Consider the following 1,386-nt stretch of genomic DNA (forward strand, 5'->3'; position numbering starts at 1 on the left):
CTTATGGACACCGCAATCCGCGACACCGGATTTTTCACTGAACCGCTTTCCTCCCGCGATCCCGAGCTTTTCGGCTCGATCCGCGACGAGCTTGGCCGTCAGCGCGACGAGATCGAGCTGATCGCGTCCGAGAACATCGTCTCGCTCGCGGTGCTGGAAGCACAGGGCTCGGTGCTGACCAACAAATATGCCGAGGGCTATCCGGGCAAGCGCTACTACGGCGGCTGCCAGTATGTCGACGTCGCCGAGACGCTGGCGATCGAGCGCGCCAAGGCGCTCTTCAACTGCAACTACGCCAACGTCCAGCCGAACTCAGGGTCGCAGATGAACCAGGCGGTGTTCCTGGCGCTCCTGAAGCCCGGAGACACCTTCATGGGGCTCGACCTCAACTCGGGCGGCCACCTCACCCACGGCTCGCCGGTCAACATGTCGGGCAAGTGGTTCAACGTCGTCTCCTACGGCGTGCGCGCCCAGGACCAGCGGCTCGACATGGACGACGTCCGCGCCAAGGCGCTGGAGCACCGGCCGAAGCTGATCCTCGCCGGCGGCACCGCCTACAGCCGCGAATGGGACTGGGCGGCGTTCCGCGCCATCGCCGACGAGATCGGCGCCTGGCTCCATGTCGACATGGCCCATATCGCGGGGCTGGTCGCGGGCGGCGTGCACGCCTCGCCGCTGCCGCATGCCCATGTCGTGACCACCACGACGCATAAATCCTTGCGCGGTCCGCGCGGCGGCATGATCCTCTGCAACGACGAGGAGATCGCCAAGAAGATGAACTCGGCCGTCTTCCCGGGTCTCCAGGGCGGCCCGCTGATGCATGTGATCGCGGCGAAGGCGGTGGCCTTCGGCGAGGCGCTGCGGCCCGAGTTCAAGACCTATGCGGCGCAGGTCAAGAAGAACGCGGCGGCGATGGCGGACGAGCTGATGAAGGGCGGGATCGACGTCGTCTCGGGCGGCACCGACAACCACCTCTGCCTTGCGGACCTGCGTCCGAAGAAGGTGACCGGCAAGGCCGCCGAAGCGGCGCTTGGCCGCGCCCACATCACCTGCAACAAGAACGGCGTGCCGTTCGACCCCGAAAAGCCGTTCGTGACCTCCGGCATCCGCCTCGGCGCGCCGGCCGGCACCACCCGCGGCTTCGGCGAGGCGGAGTTCCGCCAGATCGCCCGGCTGATCATCGAGGTCGTCGACGGTCTCGCGGCCAACGGCGAGGACGGCAACGGCGCGGTCGAGGAGAAGGTCAAGGCCGAGGTCGCGACCCTCTGCGCCCGCTTCCCGCTCTACCCGAGCCTCTGAGCCCGGCGAGACCCGAACACGGCAAGGCCCCCGCGACAACGCGGGGGCTTTGTCTTTGGGGGCACAACGCGCAATGGTCCGGTTCGA

The 1,386-nt window shown here is 67.5% G+C and carries 1 protein-coding gene; it reads left to right on the plus strand.

All coding sequences use genetic code 11. From position 1 onward, the window contains the following. Positions 1–3: 3 nt before the first annotated feature. The gene (glyA, locus tag OEZ60_RS22100; RefSeq protein ID WP_263341023.1) at positions 4–1,299 is read left to right on the plus strand and encodes a serine hydroxymethyltransferase; all 1,296 of its coding nucleotides are present in this window, start codon (positions 4–6) and stop codon (positions 1,297–1,299) included. The last annotated feature ends 87 nt before the right edge of the window (positions 1,300–1,386 follow it).

Origin of the sequence: Albidovulum salinarum, from assembly GCF_025673475.1 — a bacterium.
Classification (GTDB): Bacteria; Pseudomonadota; Alphaproteobacteria; order Rhodobacterales; family Rhodobacteraceae; genus Albidovulum; species Albidovulum salinarum.

What these genes read in the sequence shown, in the direction of transcription:
- glyA (WP_263341023.1), top strand. Translation starts at nt 4, where the DNA reads ATGGACACCGCAATCCGCGACACCGGATTTTTCACTGAACCGCTTTCC.